We start from the raw sequence: 25,144 nt of genomic DNA, 5'->3' as shown, positions 1-25,144 counted from the left end.
CGTCTATAACGGCGCGGCAAGCTTTAATGGAGTGCGGAAGACAGCATGGCACCACGGCGTATTTCACTTGCCTTCAGCTTTTTGGTTGGTGCAATTTTTCCGGCTTTTTCTTTGACCGTTCCTGCATCCTCCCAGGCCCAAGAGCCTGTGCCGGTAAGAATCGATGTTGGCGGATATAAGCTCAACAGCCTGTTGCTGGAACCGCAAAAGCAGGCAGAGCTGCCACCGATCGTCTTCCTGCATGGCGCGAGCGCAAGTCTCTACGACCCGCTGTTGTCCTTTGCGGACAAATTCCGCGGTCGCGCAAAACTTCTGTTCGTCGACAGGCCGGGCCATGGCAGTTCCGACATCGGCGGCAAAGATAATATCCTGCCCGACGGACAGGCCGACGCCGTGGCTCAACTGATGAAAAAGCGCGGCATCCGCAAGGCCATCATCGTCGGCCACTCCTTTGGCGGAGCCATTACCGCGGCATTCGCGCTTCGCCACCCGGAGATGGTGTCGGGCCTGGTGTTTCTTTCTCCGGCAGTTTACCCTTGGCCTGGAGGCATCGCCTGGTATTACACGGCGGCAAGCGCCCGGGTGACAGGCCCGCTTTTTTCGATCTTCGTCGCACCGCCCGTGGGTTTCCTTGCGCTCGACCGGGCGACGCGCGGGGTTTTCGCCCCCAATCATCGTCCTCCTGGCTATGTGGAGGCAACGCGCGCATGGGGGGCGTTGAGACCGCAGGCTTTTCGCCATAACGCGCAGGAAGTCGCCGCGCTGAACACATGGGCGCGGAGCGCCTCACCGAACTACTCCAAAATCAAGGCGCCGACCGTCATTATAACCGGCGACACCGACAATGTTGTTTCACCGGATATTCATTCCCGCCAGCTCGCACGCGCTATTGACGGGTCGAGCTTGATCGTTGTGAGGAATCTCGGGCACAAGTCGGACTACGTTGCGCGTGATCTTGTGGTCGCGGCAATCGAAAAACTTGCCGGAAAAAGTGTTGATCTACGCGCCGCGCAAAAAAAGCTTGAACAACGTATCGCTGGCGACCGCGATAAATAGTGCCATCGTCCAGACAAACGACCAGGGAATGCAGCAGATGAGACACCTAGAAAACACCGCCTATACATCAATGCCCTGGAAAAACGGCGGCGGTGTAACGACGGAGATCATCGTTCATCCCGCAAAAGCCTCGATGGCGGATTTCGACTGGCGCATCAGCATGGCCAACGTTGCGCAAGACGGGCCTTTTTCCATATTTCCCGGAATCGACCGCACCCTTTGCATCCTCGAAGGGAAAGGCATGAGCCTCAGCATCGACGCACGCGAGCCGGTGGCGTTGACGATGGCAAGCGATCCCCTGCCCTTCGCCGCGGATGTTCCGGTGGACGCCGTTTTGGCAGATGGTCCCATCGTCGATCTCAATGTCATGTCCCGTCGCGAGCAATATTCGCATCGCGTCGAAAGACACTGCACCACACTCACTGTCCAGTCGACGGGGTCAACGGCGACAATAATTTTTGCCGTTGATCCCGTCAGCGTCTCATCAGCCGGCCAAACGGTGCATTTGCAGCGACGCGACAGCCTCTTGCTGGAGCGCGGCGCCGGATTTGCGGTGGAGGGCATGGAAGAGGCTGGTCGTTTCTTCGTCGTGACGTTTGATCAGGTCTAAGCTGCTTCCCTCAATCGAGACCGAGCGGGTCGGCAACCCGTGGCCATAGGCCAAGGCTTGCCTTGCGGTAAGGTGTTTTTGCCGGGTCGGTGGGATAGGAGGTCGGGGCCGCGATATAGACGATCTCTGAAGCGATCGGCGCAAAACCCGCGTGAAAATGGTTGGTCGACTTGACGAGCAACACGTCTTTTTTCGCGAAATCGATTCCGAGATTGGAAAAGATATCCGGCTCATAAGTTTGCGTTCGACTGGTGATGAGAATGATGTCGATTTCGGTGCCGAGCGGCCGGACAACGGCGGCGCGGCCGAGCGTGACGCGACTATTACGGAAACTCTGCCAGCCGGTCTCGACGGTGCGCATGACCTTTACTCGGAAATCCAGCGGATCGCCGCCCTGCGGACTGGATTTTCCACCGATGCGAAGATCGAGCTCTGCGCCCTCCCCCGCTGCATGGCAAAAAGACACTGCGATGGGATCCCAGATCGTCGCAACGCCGATCCTGTCCATGCCGCGCTCTACCATGCGGCGCAGAATGTGGGTCGCATCACCCGCAACACCGCCGCCGGGATTGTCCCATATATCCGAAACCACCACCGGCCTTTGCGAATTTGCGCTGCGAATGGCAACGGCCTGGTCGAGACCAGCTTCCGTATCCAGCATCGGCATGGCGGTCAGCCTGCGCATGGCATAAAGTTCACGGCCCAGCTTCTCGGCCAGCGAGTCCCCTTTGGTCCTGTCGTCATCCGTAATAACGACGATGCGTGTGCCCATGTCCGGTACATCACCTGCCATGAATCCATGAATAACGGAGATGGAGAGAATACCGTCTTTGCCCTCCATCGCCTTCAGCCGGTCCACATAAGAACGCATCGGCTCACGGCTGGTCGGATAAATGGTGATCATCCGGCAATCGAAAGTCGAGATGACGGGCCTGATTTCGCCGCGCAGAGTACGCAACGCCATTTCGACGACATGTTCGCCGCGTTCCTCAAAATCGGTATGGGGAAATTCCAGGAACGTCGCCATGATATCCAGGCTTTCAACCCTTAATGCCGTGAGATGGCTATGGGGATCGAACTCCGCCGCAATTAAGACGTTCGGGCCCACCATTGCCCGCATCCGCGACAGGAAATCCCCTTCAGGATCGTCATAGCCCTGCGCCACCATGGCGCCATGCAGGCCAAGAACCACAGCATCGACCGGCAGGGCTGCCCGGAGCTCCGAAAGAATGGTGTCTCGCAGTGTTTCATACGTCTGGCGCTGGATGAGGCCGGCAGGCTCCGCCCAGCAGGACGTGCCCTCGATGACCGTGAACCCTTCCGCCTTGCCGCGGCGCCGGAGAATAGGGACCGGCGAGGAGCATAGCGTCGGCGTGTCCGGATGTTCACCCGGCCCGGCATAGAAAGCCGCACGAAAGGCATCCATATCCGTGGGAACAGGCGAAAACGTGTTGGTTTCGGTGGCGAGCGACGCCGTGAATATGCGCATTTATGGGGTCTCGTTGCCGGAGCTGCCTGCGGGCTGAGCTCGTTTCCTCAAGTTAATTAGCCGGGTAACATTACCAGACCGTGCCGCGTGCAGCGACCTCTTCGACGCGGGTAACAACGCCGTTTCGATGGAACACCATCCTGTCGAAAAGGTTGCTGACGACGCATGTATGGTTCGGTACGACCCTGACGACATCGCCGATCCGGGGACCGCCGGACGCGCAGCCGGAAAGATCTACAACCGCGTGTTCTTCAGAGAGTGAGATGATTTTTGCGCCTTCATGGCCTTCGATCAGCCCATAATCGTTGAAGCCGAGGAGATCGGAGGTCAAAGCCTTGGAGCCGCAATCAAGCACGGCGCGGTCCGCTGCAGGCCGCGAGACAACGGTAGCGAGAACATGCATTGCCAGATCATCGGCCGTGCAATGGCCGGCACGCAACATCGCCCGGTCATTATAGACATAGGTGCCTGCCCGGTGTTCGGTTGCAGAGGGAACGAGATGCGCTGCATAGAAGTCCGGCGAGCCGCCGCTGGAACGAACCGGGCAGTCCACGCCTTTTGCCGCAAGCAGCACCATGGTGTCGCGCAGGAAGCTTTCCACCTTTTCAGCTCCGCCCGGTGCCGGATAGGTCAAGATACCCTTGAATATAAGTCCCGTCGCGGCGACGATTTTCTCAGCAAGTGCCGCTGCCGCCGCCGGTGTCTGCACACCGCAACGCTTTCCGCCGGTATCACATTCAACGAGCACGGCGAGCGGCCGCCCCTCATCAAATGTGGCAGCGAGGCCGGCAACCGTCACGTCGCTATCAGCAACGACGCTCAGCTGAGCTATACGGGAATTCAGCGCTTTCAACCGCGACAGTTTCGCGGCACCAAGAATATTGTAGGTAATCAGGATATCGTCAAAACCGGCGTCTGCGAAAACCTCCGCTTCGCTAACTTTCTGGCAATTGATGCCTATGGCGCCGGCCTGAAGCTGCTGTCGGGCGATGGCCGGTATCTTGTGTGTCTTGATATGCGGCCGGAAGGCCTTGCCATGACTGTCGAGATAGGCCTGCGCCTTCTTTATATTGGCGGCAAGCCGGTCTTCGTCGATCACCGGCATTGGCGTCGAAATGGCATCAAGCTTTGCGCCCTCGTCAGGCCATGGATAGGTCATCATATGCTCTCTAAGCGAAATAAATCAGATACTTAAGCCAAAGGCTTATAAGCGATAACGTCCATTTCCACCTTGCCGTCAACCATCAGCGGGGATTGCACGGTTGAGCGTGCAGGCGGATGATCGATGAAATGTTTCTGGAACACGGCGTTAAAACTGGAGAAATCCCTGGCGTCATCCAGCCAGACATTCACCTTCACCACATCGGCAAGCGTACAATCAGCCAGCGCCAGGACATCCTTGAGATTGGCCACCACCTGCTCGGTCTGGGCGACGATACCGCCAGTCACCACTTCGCCATCAATGGTGGGCACCTGTCCGGACACATAGACGAAATCACCGGCCCGGACGGCCTTGGCGAAGGGCCGACGCTGCCCACCGGCCTGGCTATCTGCGACCTCGAACCGCACCAACTTATTTTTCACCATTCAAGCCTCGCAAATTATTTTCATGATGTTCAATTTTTCTTGCATTTATAGCCGGTTTAACGACGATACTCCATAACCCATGTAAATTATTTAGCAAATGATGAGATTCGTTCGCTTTTCGCGACATTTTTTGAATGTTGCGGATACTTACTTAACGGCCGGCGATTTTTCGCCACGCGTCGAATATGACCTATTGCATCCAGGCCAAAGAGCGTCATCCACGCGGTGACCGTGACTCAACCGACGAGTTTGCCGCGGCAAACTACGCAGTATAAATGAGGAGGCCGGAGAGTTCGGCCCCATTGTTGGGTCCGCAACAGGTATCAGCCTTGTGCGGATAGGAGGCGTTTACCGATCACTCTGTCAGTGATGAAATGCGCTATATCACGAGCCTGGAGTCGAATATCCGGAACGGCGGTAATTTCCCAAAACCGGCCTGCCGTCAGCGCGCCGACGGCGAAGAGACTTGGCCATGCCTGGCCATCCGTGCGCAGCAGCCGGGAATCGCCGTCGACCTCGACACCAAGGCCAAAGGAATCGAGCCGAAGCACCCCGTCAGATCGCATGCTTTCCAGAAGGCGAGAGTGGCCGATACCCGCGCGTTCCATGCCGGTGCAATTGATGACCCGATCGACCTGCAGTTCCTTAATCATCTGTGTATGCCGAACGCGATAACGAATGGAGATGCTCTCCTCCTGTTCATCGATCGCCTGGAGATAACCCGCGTGGATAGTGAGAACGCCGTCTGACAACAGCCTGTCAAAGGCGTCATGCACCTCAGGCGCGATGCGATGTCTATGGATATTCCACCAAGGCAGCGCATGCCGCAAAAACCTTGCGCGTTGCTGTGAGCTGAGGCTCTGCCATAGCGATTGTGTTTTTGGCCGTAAACCGTCCATAACCGAGCGCCATGGCGCCCCGTTGGTCACCTGTTGACGGAGAGATCGTAATAGCTCGCTTATCTCAGTAGAACTTTCAGGCAGACGCGGAGCGCTCGGCGGCACAGGCGGACTAACATGCGGATGCGGAATGAGCCCGCGGCGGGACAGGACATGGATCGGGCCCCGGTGACCTTTTCCGCGCAGCGTCAACACCTGATCGATCATCGTGAGGCCGGAACCAAGGATACAGATACGATCCCCGTTCTTCACCCGGGACAACCATCCCGGCTGCCAGCAGTGGCTCACCACGCGCTGCACGCCCTCTTCACGTTTTGCGACAGTTTGCACCGGCAAACTTGCAGCACCAACGCCGAGACACAGAACGACATTGCGTGCCTGCAATGTCTCGCCGTTTTCCAGGGTGAAGGTAAAGCCGCCTTGTGATTCGGGCCGGCAAGCGGATGCCTTCGCCCGAATAAAATCCACACGCGCCCGCTGTTCCCGGCTTCTGAGAAGACTGGCGAGCCGGTCCCGCAAATAGAGCCCATAATCGCCCCTCGACGCGAATAGAAGGGGATCGTTTCCCAGCCCGTTCTGCGCCAACCATTCGACAAAATCGTCTGGGCGGTCCGGGAAGACGCTCATACGCCCCGCGGGCACATTCAGCCGATGATAGGGTAGTTCCGTGCGATAGGCGGTTCCGCGGCCAAAATCCGACTCGTCACCAACGATGGCAATCGACGCCTCCGCTGGCAGTGATGACAGGAGATGGGCTGCTGTACAAATGGCCGAGAAACCCGAACCGACTAGAGCGACGTCATAGGACATTCAATCCTCCAACCAACGACAATGGAATTGCCCGGCAACCGGCGCGAGGCGTCCCATACTCTAGTCATGCAGTAGAGATTAACCAGCTGCGAATGTCTACCCTTGAATTTCCCAACTGCCCCGCCCTAGCGAGATAGCGAAAGTTAGCCGCGGCAAACTTCCGGCCCACCTGCTGTCATAACTCAAGCCGAGGGAGCGAGGGAGCGAGGGAGCGAGGGGAAAAACGAGGCCAAGTTAGCCGCGGCAAACCAGAAAACGCCAAGAAGGGAAAAGTGATTCTTCCACAATGCTTTAGCGGCGTCTCTGTACATGAGAAAAAAGCCTATTGCGCCAAAAAGAGAATCGGCGCTTATATCTCAGTTGCGGAAAAAACCGCCTTTTTCGAAAAAAACCGCTACTGCAATTTCGAGCGAAAGAAGACCGATGACACAGAGTGCCGATTTAAGACGTGCCGCAGGAGCACCTGACCTGACGAGTCTTATACAACAGCATTCGGCTGCGTTGTCAGCCCAGTTGCAGGCGCATAACGCAAATACATTTTCCCCCCATACCGAAAAGAGCATGCGGCATTTCTCTCCGGCGGAGACCGCAAAGCTCATCGGCATTGGCGAAGCCTATCTGCGCCAGATCGCTTCCGAGTTGCCTGAGCTTGATGCCGCGCAGGTATCCGGGCGTCGCTCCTATTCCGTAGAAGACATGCGCGATATCAGGGGTTTTTTGGACCAGGGTGCGCGTGGCACACGCCGCTACCTGCCCCACCGCCGGGAGGGCGAAGAGTTACAGGTCATCGCCGTCATGAATTTCAAGGGCGGTTCGGGAAAGACAACCACCTCTGCCCATCTGGCGCAATATCTGGCACTACGTGGCTATCGGGTTCTTGCCATCGATCTCGACCCCCAGGCCAGCCTTTCCGCGCTTTTTGGTCACCAGCCCGAGATTGATGTCGGGCCGAACGAGACGCTTTATGGCGCGATCCGTTATGACGATGAACGCCGCCCCATCGCCGAGATTGTCCGTGGCACCTATATTCCCGATCTCCACATTGTTCCTGGCAATCTGGAACTTATGGAGTTCGAACACGATACTCCGCGTGCGCTGATGCGCCGTGCACCGGGTGACACGCTGTTCTTCGCCCGTATCGGCCAGGCGATCGCCCAAGCGCAAAATTTCTACGACGTTGTCGTCATCGATTGCCCACCGCAACTCGGTTATCTGACGCTTTCGGCTCTGACAGCGGCGACATCGGTGCTCGTCACCGTCCATCCGCAGATGCTTGACGTGATGTCGATGAACCAGTTCCTCGCCATGACCGGCGACCTTCTGGCGGAAATTGGCCGGGCCGGTGCTCGGTCGGATTATAACTGGATGCGTTACCTGATCACCCGTTTCGAACCGAGCGACGGGCCGCAGAACCAGATGGTCGCTTTCCTGCGATCGATCTTTGGTGAAAACGTCCTCAATCATCCGATGCTGAAAAGCACGGCGGTCTCGGACGCTGGATTGACCAACCAGACGCTTTTCGAAGTGGAGAGGACGCAATTCACCCGGTCGACCTATGATCGCGCGCTGGAAGCCATGAACAATGTGAACGCTGAAATCGAAGGACTGATTAAAAAAGCGTGGGGTAGGGCAGCATGAGCAGAAAACAAATCTTCGCAAATCTTGGCACACCGGGTAGCGACAACAACGATACCACGCCGGAGCGTTCACGACCCCGTATCAGGCCTATCCTCGGCTCCCCCGAGCTGGTGACGGATGTTCTGAACTCCCCCGTTGGTATGATCGGTCAATCGCTGAATGAAGTCTCGGAGCGCGCCAAACGGGCTGAAGCCATTGAAAAGCAGCTCGCCGAAGGACTGACGATTGTCTCTCTCGACCCCGCGGATATCGATCCCTCCTTCATACCGGATCGTATGCCCGCTTCCGAAGAGGCCGATGCCGGTCTGGTGGAGGCAATTCGTGAGCAGGGGCAGCAGGTGCCGATTCTCGTGCGCCCGCATCCCGATTTCCCGGGCCGTTATCAGGTCGCCTTCGGTCATCGCCGCCTTCGCGCCGTTTCAAGTCTTGGCATTCCGGTCAAGGCCGTTGTGCGGGATCTCAGCGATGAACAGCTGGTGGTGGCCCAGGGCCAGGAAAATAACGAACGTCGCGACCTGACCTATATCGAGAAAGCACGGTTTGCGCAGAAACTGCAGATGCGGTTCCCTCGAGACACGATCATGGCGGCAATGTCGCTTCACAAGGGCGATCTGTCCAATATGCTTTCGGTCGTTGGACGCATTCCAGAGGATCTGGTCGATCTCATAGGCCCCGCACCCACTGTCGGCCGCCGCAACTGGATGGATCTAGCCGACCAGCTTTCCTCCTCACAGGTCAAGGAGGCGGCCCGCGCATATGTCAGCGAACCTGCGGTTGCCTCGCTTCCTTCCGAAGAACGCTTCAAGGCGCTTCTGGACTTTTTGAAGCCAAAGACACAGGTCAAGAAAACCGGCGTATGGTCTTCGGATACGGGCCGTCGCCTGGCGAAAGTGGTCGAGAGCGACCGGAAGCTGGATATATCGATCGACAAGAACGAAGCACCGGAATTTGCCGAATTCGTTCTGGAACATCTTCAGACGCTGTTTGCCGAGTACCGGTCCAAGCAGTGATTTCTAACCCGAACGACTAACAGGAGACGCATCACAAAAGAAAAAAGCCCCCGAACGTTGCCGCGCGGAAGCCTTTCTTTGATTTAAGCACCCGAAGAATCTCATTTCCGCGAATCATAGTCAAGAGTCTTGGCATCGAATTTTTCGGTGAGCGATTTTCTTTTGCCTTGTGAAAGGTGAAAGACATGAACAGCACATGTGTAACGACGCCCTTTGGGCGGCGAGCGATGTCGTTTGGCGTGCTCGCAACCCAGTTTGCCGCGCAGAAAACCAGAAAATGCGAAGCAGTCGACAAATGGAAACTCTATCGGTCCGTCTGTGAAGCAAGACCGCTGCTCGGCGTAACCGATCGCTCGCTTGCCGTTCTGAACGCGCTCCTGAGCTTTTATCCCAAAAATGAGCTTTCCAGCGAAGCCGGATTGGTGGTGTTTCCATCCAATACGCAGTTGTCGCTCAGGGCACATGGCATGGCGGAACAGACATTGCGCCGGCATCTTTCGGCTCTTGTCGAAGCCGGCCTCATCATCCGCAAGGACAGCCCGAATGGGAAACGTTACGCACGGAAGCACAGGGGTGGCGAGATCAGCGAAGCCTACGGGTTCTCACTCGCACCGCTTCTTGCCCGTAAAACGGAAATAGAGGAACTGGCCGAACGCATCATTCGCGAACGGCTCGATCTTCAACGGCTTCGCGAGACGATCAGCCTCTGCCGGCGGGACATCCAGAAACTCTGCGAAATGATTGCTGCCAGCGGCAAGATCGAGATCTTTGACGGGTTTCAGGCCCGCTACAACGACATCGCGCGGACTCTAGGGCGCAATTCGAAGACAGCTGAACTCAAGGAAATCGCCGGTTTTCTGGCTTCACTCCGCGCAGAAGTGACCAACTATCTGGAAAATCTTGAAAAATCGAAAAATTTGAGCGGCAATGACTGCCAAAATGAGCGCCTCATAAAGAATTCAGAATCCGAATCCATATCTGAACCGCAGGAATTGGAGGATGCCGCGCCGGTTCGAACTGCTGCAACAATCGCGTCCACATCCGCAGATGCCGCGGTCGCTGGTGTCACTCCTGCAAAGCCAACACCCAGGAACGATCTTCATAAGCAATTTTTTGTTCCTGATATTGTTTTGGTTTTGAAAGCGTGCCCCGATATTTCCCTCTATGCACCTGGAGGTGCGGTGACTGGCTGGAGAGATATGGAGGTGGCAACTTCCGTCATCAGAACCATGTTCAGCATCAGCCAGTCGGCCTATCAGGATGCATTAGCCACCTTCGGGAGGCAGGGAACAGCGGCCATCCTCGCTTGCCTGTTGCAGAAGGCTGATCAAATCAGTTCGCTTGGCGGATATCTGCGCAATCTCACACGTAAGGCCCAGGAAGGCAGTTTCGATCTCAAGGCCATGCTCACGGCGCAACTGCGTGGCCGAACAGACAAGCAGGAAGCGGGAACGAGATCATGAGGGCGTGATGAGCGGCGCGGCGGCAGCTTGCGAAAAACCGGCTATGCGGTTAGATTCTTGCTGTTCACGCAAACACCAAAGGATTCGTTGGAACGAAGCTGCTAGAACACTTTGTGTCCGATCGGGGCTTCCCGTGGTGAATGCACAGTAACGCAAGTTAAGTCCAATTTAGGTTTCGTTTGCGCTTTTCCGTGATTGGTTTCAATTGCTTGAGTCTGGAGCATTTTGAATGCGGAGTAGCGGTCTGAACACATCAGATTGTGCAGTTCGGGCAGAAGTTCCTCCCTGCGGCCTCGAAAAAAGTTCCGCGATATGTCGCCAATCCGCGCTACCTTGGCGCCGACGAATTGAACTTTCGCTGGCACTGCGCGTTCCAGTCAATGGTTTAACGGAACGCCACGCTCATGACATTTCCGGATGATATAGAACTGGCCGTCGCCCTTTACATGGCGGATAAAGCTCTGCCCCGACATATTGCGATTGCAGAGCTCGTGAAATCAGTCCTCGAAGACACCGGCTATCTCCCAGGGGGCGAGGGGCGGCCGCCTGAAGTCGTCGATGGGCAATCGAGCGGTGATTACGTGCAATACCGCACTTACCTTGACGGCGATACCTGAAGCTGTGCGGAACAAATGCAGGGGATGGCTGTTATTGGCGCAGATAAAAGCGTCAGGGAATTTCGATGTTACCCAAGCCCCTCTTTCTCGCCGCCGGCCTCGTCTGCGTAATGGTCGTGCCGGTATTTTCCCAGTCCCTGGAAATCAGCCGGCTGGAAGATAAAAAAGACGGTAACGCAGCGGTTTCATCGGCGCCTTCCGCCCAAAGTTACATTATTGATGTCTCCGGAAAAACGGTGCGGCTGGTGGGACCGCAGTTCCTTCCCGACAGCGCGCGTGGGCTGGAATTCCCCGGCCGCGGGTCAGATCATAACAATACCGGGGCTGAAACCCACTTCTTGCGACAGTGAGGGATTGCGATGATCTATGCTCCGCAAACGGAAGCAGAATGAGAACAGGAACCAAGATTTCCCGACGGGCGCCGAGTGCAGAAAGCTGGATCCGGCATGACGGTCAGGAGACGGGAAAGGCGACATTTCCTGAGCTGTTCTTTGATCTGGTTTTCGTTTTCGCTCTTATTCAGTTATCCCATTCTCTGGCGAAAGACTTTGGGCCAACGGCGGTGCTGGAAGCCGGCATCCTGATATTGTCCCTGTGGTGGCTGTGGATACACACCACCTGGATCACCAATCTGCTGAATACTGAGAAAGAACCGGTCAGGATTTTGCTCTTCGTGCTGATGTTTGGCGGTGTACTGCTGGCCATCGCTTTGCCGGAAGCCTTTGCCGAACAGGGCCTGGTCTTCGCGCTGATTTACAGCGTCATGCAGATCGGTCGAAGCCTGTTTGCTCTCTATGCCTTCAGGGATGAAGACCGGCAGTCGTTTCTGGTGTTCGTGAGGGTGACGATCTGGCTGGCCATCTCGAGCCTGTTCTGGCTGGCAGGCGGGTTTTGCGATCTGGGGGAACGCATTCTCCTGTGGGGCATGGCGCTCGCAATCGAGTATGCCGGTCCGGCCTGCCGCTATGTTGTCCCCGGCTTGCGTTCTCGCGATGACGACAGTCTGCATCTTTCCGGAGAGCATCTGGCGGAACGTTGCGCCCTGTTTGTCATCATCTGTCTGGGGGAAACAATTCTGACCACTGGCCGGACGGCAACCGAATATATGAACTCCGGGCTGACATTTGTCGTTTTCTGCTCCGCCTTCATCAGCACCGTCGCGATGTGGTGGATTTACTTCCATCACGGACAGGCGGAAGCCTCCAGAAAAGCCGAGAACGCCGACGAGAAGGCGAAGATCGCCCATAATCTCTTCAATTACGGACATTTGCCAATCGTCGCCGGTATCATTCTAACGGCGGTGGGAGAGGATTTCAGCCTGTCCCACGCCCACGAGGCCGCAACGATAAGGGAGGCCATCGCAATCGTCGGTGGTCCCGTCCTCTTTCTGGCAGGCAATATCGGTGTCAAGATCGCCGCGACCTATCAGCGCCCCGTCTCGCATTTTGCGGGCGTGGCAGCGCTCTGCCTATTGTTGCCGGTGCCGGGCATTCCGCTATTCATCCTGCAGCTGGTCAGCACGGGTATTCTGCTGCTTGTTGCCCTGTGGGAATATCTGGCTTTGAAAAAGTCAGTCGCCACGGCGTGATCTCGAATGCTCAGACGCTGACCAGATTGCGCGTCCTCTCGTTCCAGAGCTTAAGGCTTTTCGCGTAAGCTTCATCAAAGGAAAGCCCCATGTCATTGACGAGCATCAACGCGGCGGCGGCGGTGTATATGATGATGGTTTCCGCCCTTTCGTCTTTCGCGGCTCCCGTCCAGACTGCACGCCAATATTCGAAGGTGGTAAACATGGTTGGCATTTCGGCAGGCGGTGCTTCGCGGGCGGGGACCAGGACCTCCACGTCCCTTCCGCTTGAAAGACCGAAAATCCGTGTGCTGCGGAATGGCGTGAACTGTGCGAAATCCCGCGTGTTACCGAGTATGGCGAGATTCTCCACGGCGAGCAGGCGGGCGGTATCGCGATGCAGCTCCTGATAGGCCGGACGGGCGAGCCCTATAATGGTGCTCCTTGCGCGCAGTGGATTGAGAAGGTGGACGACAGTATGCACCGGCAGGCGCATTTCCAGAATGCCATGGAGACTGAGCAGGCTCTGGAATTGCAGAGACAGGCCGCCCAGGGGTAGATAGGCGATCCGTTCGGATGACGTGGCCTCGGCCGCCTGCGAAAGCGAATGGCAAAGGGGAATACCGCTGGCTTGTGCGGCGCGTTCAAGCTTGCCGCCATTTTCGCCCTGACCAACATGGCCGTGCAGCAGCACCCTGTATCCCGCCATGGAAACGAGGCGGGCGGAATGCACGAACCATGGCGCATCGCAGTGTTTGGGGGACATATAAGCCGGCCAGTCGAGATCGACGGTGACAGGCCGGTGCCGGTCTCGCCCGACATGTCGCCACGTGGCCTGGATGAAGCCGGCCAGTTCGGCCGCCGTCACGCCGCGATAATGCATGGTGGCGAGCAGTGCCCCGATCTGTATCGGATCGGCATCCCCTTCCAGAATGATCGACAGTGCATCCGTCGCCTCCGATTGGCTGAGCGGACGGCTGTTGCCTATTCCCATCGCAGACGTTGCAATATACTTGGCGAGCCGTTCCTGTGGGGCAGAATTGTGGCCGATGCGGGCGAGACGCTCGGCAATGTTTTCCGGCGTCGGCTGACCTTCAAGAAGAATGCTGGGGCGAAGGGAAAGTGGCGGTGCTTTCATCAATGCCGGCTGCTCCCAGCCGTTCTTATTGATGGTGGCCGGCGCGTCGGGTTCTTCCTGCGAATAATCGATCAGATTTTCGGCCTCGGCCGCCAGGGAGCGGATGCGCAGGCGCATGGCTTCGGCAAAGGGAGTGGGGCGCAGGCCTTGGCCGGTGCGGAGAAAGAGCTGGTCCCCGTATTTTTCCCGTAGCTGCTGCAAGATCCGGCTCATCGATGATGTTGGAAGTCCCATGCCCGCCGCGGCGCGGCTGACACTACCTTCCCGCAACAAAGCATCAAAAGCGACAAGCAGTTTCAGCTGCCCAAGCCTGTCGGGTTTTGCCGTGGAAGCCGGTCCGTCTTTTCTCTTGCTGGTTGTCATCTGGCGAATTTTTACTCCACTCCTCTTAAGAGGGAGCCCTTTTTGCAATTTCTAGAATTTAGAACCGTTCGAAAACAAACCTGTTGCACCCGCACCCCCTCGTAAATAAGTGGGGTACTCAAGTTAAATGCGGGGGCGTAACATGGAATTGAAGTACCGGGGCTGCAAAAAGGCTTCGATGACAATAAAGACTACTTTTTCGGCAGCAATGGCGGGAACCGCGTTAAATATTGCTCTGCCCGCTTTTGCGCAGCAGGCATCCGAAAATACCACTGTTCTTGAGCAGATCGTCGTCACCGCGTCCGGTTTCGAGCAGAATGTAAAAGACGCTCCGGCCAGCATCACCGTCGTCACACGGGAGGATCTGGAAAAGGGGGCGTATCGCGACCTGACTGACGCCTTGCGCGAAGTGCAGGGCGTGTCCGTCACCGGAATCGCCAACGAAAAGGATGTTTTCATCCGCGGCTTGCCGGGCGCCTATACGTTGATCCTCGTTGACGGCAAGCGGCAGAGCACGCGCGATGCCCGCACGAATGGCAACTCCGGCTTCGAACAGAGCTTCGTGCCGCCGGTTTCGGCGATCGAACGTATCGAAGTGGTGCGCGGTCCCATGTCCTCGCTTTATGGCTCGGATGCCATGGGCGGCGTGATCAACATCATCACCCGCAAGGTCGGCGACGTCTGGTCGGGCTCCGTCACCACCGAGGGCACGGTTCAACAACATTCGAAATTCGGCAACAGCGGCCAGGTCTCCTGGTATGCGAACGGTCCGATCCTCAAGGATCAGCTTGGTCTGCAGTTCTGGGGCAGGGGCTTCACGCGCGGCGAAGACCGCATTTTGAGCGGGACCACCGGCGCCAAGGAATATGATTTCAACGGCCGCCTGACGTTTACGCCGAACGAAGATCACGACATCTATCTCGAGGGTGGCAAGACAAGGCTACGCCGGAGCGCCGAGCCTGGCGAATCGCTCGCGGCCAATAGCGACGGCACCTACAACATCAACACGCGTGACCACTGGTCACTCTCGCACACCGGCCGCTGGGGACCGACCACATCCGAATTCTCGTTGCAGCAGGAATGGGCGGAACGCACCAATTTCACCAGAAACATCCGAACCGGCCGCGTGACTGAAAATGCACGCTCGCCGGAGGTGCGCAATACCGTGCTCGATGGCAAGTTCACCACGCCTTTCGAGCTCTTCGGCAACCACACACTGGTCACGGGCGGCCAATATTTCGAGGCACGGCTGACGGACCAGAACCCGGGCCGCCGTACCGGCCGGGACGAGACGTTTTCGGCCACGCAATGGGCTCTATTCCTTGAGGATGAGTGGCGCATCGTCGACAATTTCGCGCTGACGGGCGGGCTTCGCCTCGATAACCATGAAAAATACGGCAATCATTTCAGCCCGCGTCTTTATGGCGTCTGGAGCGCCACGGAAGAGCTGACCATCAAGGGCGGCGTTTCCACCGGTTTCCGCGCACCGGAAATCCGTCAGATCGCGCCGGGTTATGCCTATACGACAGGTGGGGGCGGTTGCACCTATGGTCCGAGCGGCACCTGCGGTGTGATCATCGGCGATCCTAACCTCGAAGCGGAAAAAAGCACGAGTTACGAAGTGGCGGCACTTTGGGAGAATGGTGACGTCGCTCTGGGGGCCACCTATTTCTACACCGATTTCAAGGACAAGATTTCCAACGCGCTGGTGCTCAATCCCGATGGAACGCCTGTCCGCTGGAGCGAAGACCGCAACTACCGCCTCTGGTATAATTACAATATCGACGATGCGGTCATTCAGGGTGTGGAATTGACGGCGACCTGGTACGCGACGCCGGAACTGACGCTGCGCGGCAACTATACCTATACGCATTCCGAACAGAAGACCGGTGATTACCAAGGTTTTCCATTGGCGCGGACACCGGAGCATATGGCCAATCTGCGCGGCGACTGGGTGACACCGATCGATGGTCTTGAAGCCTGGGCCTCGCTGAATTACCACGGATCGGAAATCAATGCCGGCCCGCGCATCGGCACGAACGGCACGCCGGTGACGATCAACGGCAAGGCCGGTCGAAAATATGACGCCTACACCACGCTTGATATCGGCGCGAAATATGCGGTCGCCGAAAATGTCGATCTCAATGCCGCCGTCTACAACGTCTTCGACAAGGATGTCGGCACCGACGATTTCAACACCATCATGGAAGGCCGTCGTTTCTGGATCAGCATGACAGCGAAGTTCTGATCCAGTCATAGCCGCGAAATTCGGAGGCGCCATAGGGCGCCTCTTTTTTTGACCGTTGGTCTATTGACCTCAACTATGGTTGAGGAATTATACCGGCTGCTCTTCGTTGTGTTTCCGCGTTTCCGAGCGGAAATCGGTCCGGAAGCAGGAGCCAGAATGGAAAATACCATACTCAAACACAGCCTGACGGTGGGAGAGGTTGCCCGCCGCAGCGGCATCGCCGTCTCCACCATCCATTTTTACGAGGCGAAGGGATTGATCGAGGGCTGGCGCACCGCCGGCAATCAACGCCGTTATCATCGCGCGGTTCTGAGGCGCATCGCCATCATCCGCATTGCACAGCGGGCGGGTATACAGCTGAGCATCATCAGGGACGCGATGGCCGACCTGCCGCAGGACCGGGTGGCGACAACAGCCGACTGGCGCAGGTTCTCCCAATCCTGGCGGGAAATGCTCCAGCTTCGCATCAACAACCTGATCATGCTGCGCGACCAGCTTACCGGCTGTATCGGTTGCGGGTGCCTTTCGCTGGATGATTGTCCGTTGCGCAATCCGAACGATGTTCTCGCCGATAACGGCGCAGGTCCCCGCCGCCTCGTTTCGGCAGAGTGAGCATAATTTTCGGACCGTTAGCCTTGTTGCTCACCCGGATTCGGCTGGCACCCAAACACTGACACTGCCGCCATTGGTGGGGAAGGCGCCCTTGCCGCTCTCATCGAGGGTGACCTCCTCTTGACGGTGCCCGAGGAAGTCGCGCCAGACCGCCCCTGCATGATCCGGACCGAGATCGACATGCTTTTCCGCCGGTTCGCCATTCGACATCACCACGACACAGCCCGGCGCATCGGCGGTGCCATGGCGAATGAAGGCGATGCAGTTCGGGTCATCGAAAATGTCCGTCTGTACGCCATTGGCGAAACGGCTGCGCGCCTCTATGAGCTTCGGCAGGCATTCGATGGCCGGCATATCGATTTTGTACTCATTGCCGTCATTACCCGTGTCGGTATAGCTCGTGCCGAACAGATCGGGATAAAAAACGCAAGGCACGCCGTTTTCACGCAGCAATATGATCGTATAGGCGAGGGGCTTGAACCAGGGCTCCACCGGAGCCTCCAGCGATTGCAATGGCTGGGTGTCGTGGTTATCGACAAGCGTGACGGCGTGATCGGGAACGGCGGAAACAAGCGCACCATCGAAAATGCTGCGCATGTCAAAATCAACGCCCTGTTTCGACGCGTCGTGGAAGCTGTGGTGAAGGGCGACATCGAAAAGCATCAGCTGCTTGTCGACGAGTTCGAGATAGCTCTTCAAGGCCTCAAGATCGGGGTGCCAATATTCCGCTACGACGAAAAGATCGGGATCAATAGTCTCGCGCATATGGCCGACCCAGTCGCGGAAGAACCATGCCGGAATATGTTTCGCGGCATCCAGACGGAAGCCGTCCACCTGGACCTGCTCGGAAAGCCAGCGGCCCCAATATTTGAGCTCTTCATAGACGGCCCGATTGCGAAACTCGACGTCCGCGCCCATCAGATAGTCGAAATTGCCGTTTTCCTGGTCGACTTCCTCGTTCCACTCACCGTCGCCATATTCGTTGACGAGCCGGAAAATGCCGTCTTCGGTCGGCTCTTCGATGTGGTCGACGCCGCTGAAACATTTCTGGTCCCAGATGAATTTGGAATGCGCGCCGCCTCGGCCGGGAAAGGTAAAACGTGTATAAGCGAGCGCGGAAAAATCCTCGTCGTCGATATCCGTGCGATCGTCCGGGTTGACGCGGCGAACCCGTACCTTTTCCTTTTCATCCGCCCCCATCTTGTGGTTGAGGACGACGTCGTGAATGACACGGATGCCATTCTCTTTCAGTGTCTTGCCCGCATGCTCTAGGGCACCACGATCACCGTATTTGGTGGCGACGGTGCCCTTCTGGTCAAATTCGCCGAGGTCGAAGAGATCGTAGGTGTCATATCCAACCGAATAACCGCCGGCGGCGCCCTTGTAGGCGGGCGGCAGCCAGACGTCGGTAATGCCCATTTTGGCAAGGCTTTCGGCCTTCTCGGCCACCTCGCTCCATAATTTCCCTCCGTCCGGATAATACCAATGGAAGAATTGAAGCAAGGTGCGTCCGGCCATATGTCCCTCACGATGGTTAGCAGGTCGCGCCATAAACGGCCCGGTGACGAAAGGGTTCCGCCACCCTGGATGCGCGATCTGCGATTATGAGGTCGTTGCGGCGCTTCAATATTAGCCGGCTATTTCGAGCACCCTATCGCCGGCCTGAAGATAGTCGCCTTCCTTGCCGATCAGGCGGACCCTGCCGGCCCTGGTGGCGACAATCTGCGTCTCCATCTTCATTGCTTCCATGATTGCCAGGAGATCACCTTCCGAGACCGTGTCGCCATCTTTTACCTTGAAGGACTGCAAGGTGCCGGAAACGGGAGCAGTGATTTCACCCTCGTTCCTGTCGACCGCAGTGCCGGAAACGGACGCCTGGCCACCGTTGACGCTGCCGAGGCTGGAAAGGAGAATGCTGGGCAGGCCGACCGAAACACGCTTTCCGTCAATCTCGAGATAGGTTCGTGTCATGGAAGGATCGTCGGCCGGTGCCGGGCGCTCCATGGCGTCGGGCATGGCGGCAAAATCGGTTTCTATCCAGCGGGTGTGGACCTTGAACCCATCCGTGCCGATGAAGTCGTCCGTCTCGATCGCGGCGCGATGGAACGGAAGAACGGTCGCGATACCCTCGATGCGGAATTCCTTCAGCGCGCGGCGGGCACGGCGCAGGACCTGATCGCGGTCGACACCTGTCACGATGAGCTTCGCCATCAGCGAGTCGAAGACACCAGGCACGACGGAGCCGCTGACGACACCGCTATCCATGCGAATGCCGGGACCGGACGGCGCGTCGAAAACCGAGATCGAGCCGGGCGTCGGCAGGAAGCCGCGGCCAGGGTCTTCGGCATTGATGCGGAACTCCATGGAGTGCCCGAGCGGTTCGGGCGTTTCGAGGATACGCAGCTTCTGGCCTTCGGCAATACGGAACTGTTCGATGACGAGATCGATGCCGGTGGTTTCCTCGGTGACAGGATGTTCCACCTGCAGGCGCGTATTGACCTCAAGGAAAGAAATGGTGCCGTCAACGCCGAGCAGGAATTCGACGGTGCCGGCGCCGGAATACCCGGCTGCGGCGCAGATCGCCTTGGCGGCGTCATGGATTTTTTGGCGCTGCTCATCGGACAGGAAGGGGGCTGGAGCCTCTTCGATCAGTTTCTGGTTCCGGCGTTGCAGCGAGCAGTCCCGGGTGCCGAGAACAAGCACATTGCCGTGTTTATCGGCCAGAACCTGCGCTTCGATATGGCGCGGCCGGTCAAGGAAGCGCTCCAGAAAGCATTCGCCACGACCGAAGGCGGCGGTTGCTTCGCGCACGGCGGATTCATAGAGGTCGGCGATCTCCTCCATTTTCCATGCGACCTTAAGACCTCGGCCGCCCCCGCCATGGGCGGCCTTGATGGCGACGGGCAGGCCGTGTTGTTCGGCAAAAGCGATGACTTCTGTGGCAGAAGAAACCGGACCGTCGCTGCCGGCCACCAGCGGTGCGCCGACGCCGGTGGCGATGCGCCGTGCTTCGACCTTGTCGCCCAGCGCCTCGATGACATGAGGATCCGGCCCAATCCAGATCAGGCCGGCATCGATGACGGCCTTTGCGAATTCCGCGCGTTCAGAAAGGAAGCCGTAACCCGGATGGACGGCATCTGCGCTGGCGCGTTTGGCAATCGAGATCAGCTTATTGATATCGAGATACGTCTCGGCGGGCCGCACCCCTTCCAGCGCATAGGCTTCATCCGCCAGCCGGACGAAAAGCGCGTCCTGATCGGGATCGGCATAAACGGCGACCGATTTCAGGCCGTAATCGCGACAGGCGCGGATGATGCGCACCGCGATCTCGCCGCGATTGGCAATCAGCACTTTTTTCATCGCTTTTCTCCTCGGGATTCTATGTTCCTGGCCGCGATTTCGGCAAAGGGGCCGATCGGGCGAAATTTGATTTTGGCGTTGACGGGGATCTGCCCGGCAAGATCGAGATGATATTCCGCTACCGCGCCGATGACAGGATAACCTCCGGTCAGCGGGTGATCGGCAAGGAAAAGAACCGGCTGGCCGCTATGGGGAATCTGGATCGCGCCCGTTGCCGTGCCTTCGCTCGGAAGCTCCGCACTGTCCTTGCGTTCCACCGGCACGTCGCCTGAGAGGCGAATGCCGACCCGGTTCGATTGTGGGGTGACCTGCCAGAGCTGGCCAGTCAGCGTCTCGATACCCCTCTGCGTGAACCAGTCCGTTCGGGGCCCGAGAACGACATCCAGTGTCACGACCTCACCTGTTGCCGGCGGCTCGAAAGCCGGAACCTCGTCGATCGATACGCTGGAAAGGCCGGACGTCTCACCCTTAAGCGGCAGGATGGCGCCTGCACCGACCGGCTCCGGGCCGACAACGGCAAGTGTATCCGTCGCGAAACTGCCGAGCACCGGCTCGACATCGAAGCCACCGCGCACCGCGAGATAACAACGCATACCTTTCGATGGTTGGCCGAAAGTGACAACATCACCGGCCTCAAGGGAAACCGGTGCATGCGCCTTTGCCACGAAACTGCGATCTGCCGCCGTTATGGTGATGGGGCAGGGGGCGCCGGCTGTGCCAATGACTGCTCGGTTCGTGCTCCTGAAAGAAAAACCGCCGAGCGTCAGTTCGAGGCACGGCGTATTGACCGGATTGCCGACGATACGGTTTGCGGCGTTGAACGCGCCGCGATCCAGCGCGCCGGAGGCCGATACGCCCTGTCCGGTCTGGCCAAAGCGGCCAAGATCCTGGAAAATTGCCGGCATCGGAGCGGCGAGCACCTCGAAATGCGGGCCGTCCTTTGTTTGCCCTTTTTCGCGCTGTGTCGGGGCTGGAATGTCGACCGATCTGCCGGCCTTGTCCATGTCGAAGAAACGGACCCGGTAACCCGGCTGGAAAAGCGCGCCGGGCTCACGGTCGATGTCCCACATCTTCACCGGCGTGGTGCCGATGATCTGCCAGCCGCCGGGGCTGTTTTGCGGGTAGACGCCGCTGAAAGCACCGGCCAATGCTACGGAGCCGGCCGGAATACGGGTGCGCGGGCTTTGCCGGCGCGGGACATGCAGCGCGGGATCGCCTCCGACCAGATAACCAAAACCGGGAGCGAAGCCGCAGAAGGCAACGGTGAATTCGCTTTCGGTGTGCCGGCGGATAACCTCCTCGATGCTCAGGCCGGTTAGTTCGGCAACATCTGCAAGGTCTTCGCCATTATAACGGACGGGGATTTCGACAAGATTGTCCGACGGCGCGATCTTTGCCGAGAGATCGCGGCTCGCAAGCCGCGCAGCCAGCGCTTCGGAGCCGATCTTCTCGGGCCGGAACCGGATCATCAGCGTGCGGGCAGCCGGCACCGTCTCTTCTATACCTTCGATGGGATCGTTCTGCAGCGAGGCGAAAAGCGCAAGCGTTTCATCGAGATCGGCGAGTTCGACAAGAATGGTGGCGAGGCTGACGGGAAGAAAACGCATCATATCCTCACGCGTGGTAGGCGGAATCGGGAATATCGGTAATGAACATGTGTCCCGGCGCATGGGTAATGGCAAAGGGAACACCGGATGCCATCACAGCCGCCTGTGGGGTGACGCCGCAGGCCCAGAAGACCGGAACCTCGCCGGGTTCAATCCGCACCGCGTCGCCGAAATCGGGCTTTGCGAGATCGGTAATGCCGATCTCCTCGGGCGCACCCACATGCACGGGCGAACCATGCACCGCTGGAAAACGTCCCGAAATGGTCGCCGCATCAGCGACGCGCGATGCCGGGATCGGCCGCATGGAAACGACCATATTGCCCTTCAGCCGACCGGCCGGACGGCAGGGGCGGTTGGTGAGATACATGGGCACATTGCTCTTGTCCGTCATATGGCGGATTTCGATACCCGCCTCCACCATCGGTGTTTCGAAGGTGAAGCTGCAGCCAATGAGGAAGGCGACGAGATCGTCGCGCTCAGCCCATGCGGCGGTGGCATCAGCGGTTTCGTCAACAAGCTTGCCGTCACGCCAGATGCGATAAAGCGGCAGATCAGTCCTGAGATCGGCGCCAGGCGCCAGAAGAGTGGTCGGCGATCCCGGATCGGACACGTCGAGTACCGGGCAGGGCTTGGGATTGCGTTGCGCATAAAGCAGGAAATCGAAAGCCCAGTCGCGCGGCAGCACGATCATGTTCGCCTGCGTGAAGCCGGGCGCGATGCCGGAGGTAGGGGCGACAAGACCGCCGCGATAGGTGGCGCGGGCCTTGCGGGCGGCGTCCGCGTCCGTGTGATTGAGATAGGATGTGGGTATCGTCATCGGCTATCCTTTCAGCGACTGGATGCAAAAGAGCGGATGTCGATGCCATCAGCCTCGAAGCGCCGGCGGATTTCCTGGGCGATGGCGACCGCACCGGGGCTGTCGCCATGTACACAGATGGATTGCGCCTCGATTTTTATAATACTGCCATCGATCGCCTCCAGCGTGCCTTTGCGGGCAAGCTGCACCATACGGTCGGCAATTTTTGCCGCGTCATGCAATACGGCACCGGCTTCCCGGCGGGAAACGAGCTGGCCCTGAGGCGTATAGGCGCGGTCGGCAAAAGCTTCGGCAACGACGGCAAGACCGGACTTGCGGGCGAGATCGAGGATGGGCGCGTTCGCAAGACCCATCAACACCAGTGAAGAATCTATGGCCTTGATGCCGTCGATCACGGCCTGCCCCTGTTTCGCATCATTGGCGATGCGGTTGTAAAGTGCGCCATGCGGCTTCACGTAACGCACCGTGGTGCCCGCAGCGGCGGCAACACCCTTCAGCGCGCCTATCTGGTAGATGACATCGGCAATCAGTTCTTCCGAGGTGGCGTCCAGATCGCGGCGGCCGAAGCCGACGCGGTCAGGATAGGAGACATGGGCGCCAACGACCACGCCCTTTTCGGCAGCGGCCTTGACGGTGCGGTAGATGCCGGCCGGGTCGCCTGCGTGAAATCCGCAGGCGATGTTGGCGCTGGAAACGATGGCGAGCATCGCCTCGTCATCACCCATACGCCATGCGCCGTAACTTTCGCCAAGATCGCTGTTGAGATCGATAGCGGCCATGTTTGCCTCCCTTATTCCATCAGTAGCCGAGCAGGGCAAAGATCGCGCCCGCCGATTTATAGGCCATATACCAGGTGAGCGCGCAGGTCAGCACGCCAAGCACCAGCAGCCAGCGCGGGTAGTGGTACCCGTGCATCAGATCCGCGCGCTTCCAGGCGGCATACATGAAGATCGAAAGACCGATCGGCAGGACGAGACCGTTGAGACCGCCGACGAAGACGAGCATGGCTGCAGGCGGGGTGGTGATGATGACATAGGCAATCAGCGAAATGGCGATGAAGCCGACCGTTGCCAGATTACGCTGACGCTCCGTTATGTCAGGCTTGAAAGCTGTCAGGAATGACACGGAGGTATAGGCCGCGCCGATGATGCTGGTCATGGCCGAGGCGAGGAAGACGGCGCCGAACAGGCGGTAGCCGATATTGCCGGCGGCGGCATGGAAAGCTTGGCCGGCCGGATTCGCCGCCTTGCCGGAGAGATCGATGACCACGCCACTTGCGACAACGCCGAGGATGGCAAGGAACAGGACGTAGCGCAGGACGCCGGTGATGGCGATGCCGCTGAGCGCCGCGCGATTGACCGCGTTGATATTTTCAATGCCCACCATGCCCTTGTCCAGCAGGCGATGCGCACCGGCATAGGTGATGTAGCCGCCAACCGTGCCGCCGACGATGGTGGTGATGGTGACGAAATCGATGGTGTCTGGCAGGAAAGTCTGGCGGAAGGCTTCCGCGACCGGCGGGCCGGAAACATATGCCGCATAAACGATCAACGCCAGCTTGACAAAGGCCGCGACGAAAACCACGCGGTCCATGGCAATGCCGGCGCGGCGGGACAGGAAGATTCCGATGGCCGCCAGTGCACCGATTGCACCGCCGATCTTCGGATCGAGATCGATCATGGCGTTGAAGCCGAGGCCCGCGCCGCCAATATTGCCGATGTTGAAGAACAGGCCGCCGATAATGACGAGAATCGCAAGCAGATAACCCGAACCCGGAATAGCGGCATTGGCAATGGCCGGTGCCCGCATGCGGGTAATGGTGACGATGCGCCAGATATTGGCCTGCACGACAAAGTCGATGAGGACGGAAATGACGATGGCGAATGCGAATGCGGCGCCCAGTTTAACCGTGAAATTTGCGGTCTGTGTGATGAAGCCCGGTCCGACGGCCGACATCGACATCAAGAACATTGCCGAAAGCAAGGCATACCGTTGATTCTTCGCCTTGCGCGCAACCTCGTTAGGGTCGGCGGGCGAGAGCTTATTCTGCTCCATGGATTTTCTCCGCTCCATTTGCAATCCGCCCCTCGCGGATGCTTTATGAGACCGAGTTTGGCCTGTTCCGCGAAATTGTCAACATTGTTCAACAATAAATAATAATCGTTCTCTTATTTTGTCTATTTGTTGGACGTTATGCGCATGAATTCAGCATGTTTTTTTCGTGCTTTGCTAATGCTTTGTGCTATGGGCAGA

At 58.1% G+C, this 25,144-nt stretch carries 21 protein-coding genes; 10 read left to right on the top strand and 11 right to left on the bottom strand.

Annotated elements, in window-relative coordinates:
- The first annotated feature begins 45 nt into the window (after positions 1-45).
- Together AGR2A_RS19755 and AGR2A_RS19750 are read left to right on the top strand one after the other, a co-directional pair.
- Positions 46-1,056: an alpha/beta fold hydrolase gene (locus tag AGR2A_RS19755; protein ID WP_072494967.1), complete on the top strand. Its 1,011-nt coding sequence runs from the start codon at positions 46-48 to the stop codon at positions 1,054-1,056.
- Positions 1,057-1,093: 37 nt separating this feature from the next.
- Positions 1,094-1,666, top strand: coding sequence for a HutD/Ves family protein (locus AGR2A_RS19750; RefSeq protein WP_072495057.1), 573 nt, complete (start codon positions 1,094-1,096; stop codon positions 1,664-1,666).
- Positions 1,667-1,676: 10 nt separating this feature from the next.
- Here the strand turns inward: AGR2A_RS19750 and AGR2A_RS19745 are convergent, their stop codons facing one another.
- The 4 genes from AGR2A_RS19745 to AGR2A_RS19730 form a co-directional block, all read right to left on the bottom strand.
- Positions 1,677-3,155 (bottom strand): M81 family metallopeptidase, encoded by a 1,479-nt coding sequence (locus AGR2A_RS19745; RefSeq protein ID WP_072494968.1) that lies wholly within the window; start codon positions 3,153-3,155, stop codon positions 1,677-1,679.
- Between the two features lie 70 nt (positions 3,156-3,225).
- The gene (locus tag AGR2A_RS19740) at positions 3,226-4,314 is read right to left on the bottom strand and encodes a D-TA family PLP-dependent enzyme (protein ID WP_072495058.1); all 1,089 of its coding nucleotides are present in this window, start codon (positions 4,312-4,314) and stop codon (positions 3,226-3,228) included.
- A gap of 32 nt (positions 4,315-4,346) precedes the next feature.
- Positions 4,347-4,742, bottom strand: a complete 396-nt coding sequence (locus tag AGR2A_RS19735; RefSeq protein ID WP_072494969.1) for a RidA family protein — start codon at positions 4,740-4,742, stop codon at positions 4,347-4,349.
- Positions 4,743-5,065: 323 nt separating this feature from the next.
- Positions 5,066-6,451 carry an FAD/NAD(P)-binding protein gene (locus AGR2A_RS19730; RefSeq protein WP_072494970.1) on the bottom strand — a complete coding sequence of 462 codons (1,386 nt, stop codon included), beginning with the start codon at positions 6,449-6,451 and terminating at the stop codon, positions 5,066-5,068.
- Between the two features lie 423 nt (positions 6,452-6,874).
- On the opposite strand from AGR2A_RS19730, the gene repA reads away from it, so the two are divergent.
- From repA to AGR2A_RS19700, 6 genes are all read left to right on the top strand, one after another.
- Positions 6,875-8,089 carry a plasmid partitioning protein RepA gene (gene repA / locus AGR2A_RS19725; protein ID WP_022563274.1) on the top strand — a complete coding sequence of 405 codons (1,215 nt, stop codon included), beginning with the start codon at positions 6,875-6,877 and terminating at the stop codon, positions 8,087-8,089.
- A complete protein-coding gene (gene repB / locus AGR2A_RS19720) occupies positions 8,086-9,099 on the top strand; it encodes a plasmid partitioning protein RepB (protein WP_072494971.1) in 1,014 nt (337 codons plus the stop codon). The genes repA and repB overlap by 4 nt, the downstream gene beginning before the upstream one ends.
- A 185-nt stretch (positions 9,100-9,284) precedes the next feature.
- Positions 9,285-10,562 carry a plasmid replication protein RepC gene (gene repC / locus AGR2A_RS19715; RefSeq protein ID WP_072494972.1) on the top strand — a complete coding sequence of 426 codons (1,278 nt, stop codon included), beginning with the start codon at positions 9,285-9,287 and terminating at the stop codon, positions 10,560-10,562.
- Positions 10,563-10,966: 404 nt separating this feature from the next.
- A complete protein-coding gene (locus tag AGR2A_RS19710) occupies positions 10,967-11,179 on the top strand; it encodes a hypothetical protein (RefSeq protein ID WP_035207316.1) in 213 nt (70 codons plus the stop codon).
- Between the two features lie 65 nt (positions 11,180-11,244).
- Positions 11,245-11,529, top strand: coding sequence for a hypothetical protein (locus tag AGR2A_RS19705; RefSeq protein WP_072494973.1), 285 nt, complete (start codon positions 11,245-11,247; stop codon positions 11,527-11,529).
- 38 nt (positions 11,530-11,567) lie between these two features.
- A complete protein-coding gene (locus tag AGR2A_RS19700; RefSeq protein ID WP_072494974.1) occupies positions 11,568-12,767 on the top strand; it encodes a low temperature requirement protein A in 1,200 nt (399 codons plus the stop codon).
- Between the two features lie 10 nt (positions 12,768-12,777).
- Here the strand turns inward: AGR2A_RS19700 and AGR2A_RS19695 are convergent, their stop codons facing one another.
- Entirely contained in the window at positions 12,778-14,247 is a 1,470-nt protein-coding gene (locus AGR2A_RS19695; RefSeq protein ID WP_072494975.1) for a glycosyl transferase family protein, read from the bottom strand.
- 142 nt (positions 14,248-14,389) lie between these two features.
- On the opposite strand from AGR2A_RS19695, the gene AGR2A_RS19690 reads away from it, so the two are divergent.
- Complete coding sequence (locus AGR2A_RS19690) at positions 14,390-16,495, top strand: TonB-dependent receptor plug domain-containing protein (protein WP_072494976.1); 2,106 nt, start codon at positions 14,390-14,392, stop codon at positions 16,493-16,495.
- 156 nt (positions 16,496-16,651) lie between these two features.
- Positions 16,652-17,107, top strand: a complete 456-nt coding sequence (soxR, locus tag AGR2A_RS19685) for a redox-sensitive transcriptional activator SoxR (RefSeq protein WP_003584914.1) — start codon at positions 16,652-16,654, stop codon at positions 17,105-17,107.
- A gap of 30 nt (positions 17,108-17,137) precedes the next feature.
- On the opposite strand, the gene amyA is transcribed toward soxR, so the two are convergent.
- The 6 genes from amyA to AGR2A_RS19655 form a co-directional block, all read right to left on the bottom strand.
- The gene (gene amyA, locus AGR2A_RS19680; RefSeq protein WP_072494977.1) at positions 17,138-18,625 is read right to left on the bottom strand and encodes an alpha-amylase; all 1,488 of its coding nucleotides are present in this window, start codon (positions 18,623-18,625) and stop codon (positions 17,138-17,140) included.
- A 111-nt stretch (positions 18,626-18,736) separates the two neighbouring features.
- A complete protein-coding gene (locus AGR2A_RS19675; protein WP_072494978.1) occupies positions 18,737-20,467 on the bottom strand; it encodes an acetyl/propionyl/methylcrotonyl-CoA carboxylase subunit alpha in 1,731 nt (576 codons plus the stop codon).
- Positions 20,464-22,074, bottom strand: coding sequence for a 5-oxoprolinase/urea amidolyase family protein (locus AGR2A_RS19670; RefSeq protein WP_072494979.1), 1,611 nt, complete (start codon positions 22,072-22,074; stop codon positions 20,464-20,466). The genes AGR2A_RS19675 and AGR2A_RS19670 overlap by 4 nt, the downstream gene beginning before the upstream one ends.
- A 7-nt stretch (positions 22,075-22,081) precedes the next feature.
- Positions 22,082-22,891, bottom strand: a complete 810-nt coding sequence (locus AGR2A_RS19665) for a putative hydro-lyase (RefSeq protein ID WP_072494980.1) — start codon at positions 22,889-22,891, stop codon at positions 22,082-22,084.
- A gap of 11 nt (positions 22,892-22,902) precedes the next feature.
- Positions 22,903-23,670, bottom strand: a complete 768-nt coding sequence (locus tag AGR2A_RS19660) for a LamB/YcsF family protein (RefSeq protein WP_072494981.1) — start codon at positions 23,668-23,670, stop codon at positions 22,903-22,905.
- A 19-nt stretch (positions 23,671-23,689) separates the two neighbouring features.
- The gene (locus tag AGR2A_RS19655; RefSeq protein ID WP_004437230.1) at positions 23,690-24,946 is read right to left on the bottom strand and encodes an NRAMP family divalent metal transporter; all 1,257 of its coding nucleotides are present in this window, start codon (positions 24,944-24,946) and stop codon (positions 23,690-23,692) included.
- Between the last annotated feature and the right edge of the window lie 198 nt (positions 24,947-25,144).

The organism is Agrobacterium genomosp. 2 str. CFBP 5494 (assembly GCF_900013495.1).
GTDB lineage: Bacteria > Pseudomonadota > Alphaproteobacteria > Rhizobiales > Rhizobiaceae > Agrobacterium > Agrobacterium pusense.
The sequence above is the reverse complement of the archived record's forward strand: the minus strand, read 5'-3'. Positions and strand labels throughout refer to the sequence as shown.

Excerpts from the sequence above, each read along its gene's own strand:
- AGR2A_RS19755 (WP_072494967.1), top strand. The coding sequence starts at position 46 with ATGGCACCACGGCGTATTTCACTTGCCTTCAGCTTTTTGGTTGGTGCA.
- AGR2A_RS19750 (WP_072495057.1), top strand. The coding sequence starts at position 1,094 with ATGAGACACCTAGAAAACACCGCCTATACATCAATGCCCTGGAAAAAC.
- AGR2A_RS19745 (WP_072494968.1), bottom strand. The coding sequence starts at position 3,155 with ATGCGCATATTCACGGCGTCGCTCGCCACCGAAACCAACACGTTTTCG.
- AGR2A_RS19740 (WP_072495058.1), bottom strand. The coding sequence starts at position 4,314 with ATGACCTATCCATGGCCTGACGAGGGCGCAAAGCTTGATGCCATTTCG.
- AGR2A_RS19735 (WP_072494969.1), bottom strand. The coding sequence starts at position 4,742 with ATGGTGAAAAATAAGTTGGTGCGGTTCGAGGTCGCAGATAGCCAGGCC.
- AGR2A_RS19730 (WP_072494970.1), bottom strand. The coding sequence starts at position 6,451 with ATGTCCTATGACGTCGCTCTAGTCGGTTCGGGTTTCTCGGCCATTTGT.
- repA (WP_022563274.1), top strand. The coding sequence starts at position 6,875 with ATGACACAGAGTGCCGATTTAAGACGTGCCGCAGGAGCACCTGACCTG.
- repB (WP_072494971.1), top strand. The coding sequence starts at position 8,086 with ATGAGCAGAAAACAAATCTTCGCAAATCTTGGCACACCGGGTAGCGAC.
- repC (WP_072494972.1), top strand. The coding sequence starts at position 9,285 with ATGAACAGCACATGTGTAACGACGCCCTTTGGGCGGCGAGCGATGTCG.
- AGR2A_RS19710 (WP_035207316.1), top strand. The coding sequence starts at position 10,967 with ATGACATTTCCGGATGATATAGAACTGGCCGTCGCCCTTTACATGGCG.
- AGR2A_RS19705 (WP_072494973.1), top strand. The coding sequence starts at position 11,245 with ATGTTACCCAAGCCCCTCTTTCTCGCCGCCGGCCTCGTCTGCGTAATG.
- AGR2A_RS19700 (WP_072494974.1), top strand. The coding sequence starts at position 11,568 with ATGAGAACAGGAACCAAGATTTCCCGACGGGCGCCGAGTGCAGAAAGC.
- AGR2A_RS19695 (WP_072494975.1), bottom strand. The coding sequence starts at position 14,247 with ATGACAACCAGCAAGAGAAAAGACGGACCGGCTTCCACGGCAAAACCC.
- AGR2A_RS19690 (WP_072494976.1), top strand. The coding sequence starts at position 14,390 with ATGGAATTGAAGTACCGGGGCTGCAAAAAGGCTTCGATGACAATAAAG.
- soxR (WP_003584914.1), top strand. The coding sequence starts at position 16,652 with ATGGAAAATACCATACTCAAACACAGCCTGACGGTGGGAGAGGTTGCC.
- amyA (WP_072494977.1), bottom strand. The coding sequence starts at position 18,625 with ATGGCCGGACGCACCTTGCTTCAATTCTTCCATTGGTATTATCCGGAC.
- AGR2A_RS19675 (WP_072494978.1), bottom strand. The coding sequence starts at position 20,467 with ATGAAAAAAGTGCTGATTGCCAATCGCGGCGAGATCGCGGTGCGCATC.
- AGR2A_RS19670 (WP_072494979.1), bottom strand. The coding sequence starts at position 22,074 with ATGCGTTTTCTTCCCGTCAGCCTCGCCACCATTCTTGTCGAACTCGCC.
- AGR2A_RS19665 (WP_072494980.1), bottom strand. The coding sequence starts at position 22,891 with ATGACGATACCCACATCCTATCTCAATCACACGGACGCGGACGCCGCC.
- AGR2A_RS19660 (WP_072494981.1), bottom strand. The coding sequence starts at position 23,670 with ATGGCCGCTATCGATCTCAACAGCGATCTTGGCGAAAGTTACGGCGCA.
- AGR2A_RS19655 (WP_004437230.1), bottom strand. The coding sequence starts at position 24,946 with ATGGAGCAGAATAAGCTCTCGCCCGCCGACCCTAACGAGGTTGCGCGC.